Origin of the sequence: Mycolicibacterium pyrenivorans, from assembly GCF_025821625.1 — a bacterium.
GTDB lineage: Bacteria > Actinomycetota > Actinomycetes > Mycobacteriales > Mycobacteriaceae > Mycobacterium > Mycobacterium pyrenivorans.
Genome location: NZ_JACKSH010000233.1, coordinates 1 through 310 on the forward strand (window position 1 = coordinate 1; position 310 = coordinate 310).

Sequence of the window (310 nt, forward strand, 5' to 3'; positions counted from 1 at the left end):
CATCGTCAGCAAGGTCGATCGACAGGAGGTCGACAACGCCCTGAACCAGGCCGCCAAAGAGCTGTCCACCCGCTTCGACTTCCGTGGCACCGACACCACCATCGTCTGGAAGGGCGATGAGGTCATCGAGTTGGTCAGCTCGACCGAGGAGCGTCTGAAGGCCGCGGTCGACGTGTTCAAGGAGAAGCTGGTCCGCCGGGACATCTCGATGAAGGCTTTCGACGCCGGCGACCCGCAGCCCAGCGGCAAGACCTACCGCGTCTCGGGCACGCTGCAGCAGGGCATCAGCAGCGAGCAGGCCAAGAAGATC

Annotated in this window: 1 protein-coding gene; it reads left to right on the plus strand. The window is 63.9% G+C overall.

What is annotated here, in order from left to right:
* Position 1 precedes the first annotated feature (1 nt).
* Positions 2 to 310, plus strand: a 309-nt coding sequence (locus H7I57_RS24940) for a nucleotide-binding YajQ family protein (protein ID WP_264026801.1), incomplete at its 3' end; no start/stop codon positions are given.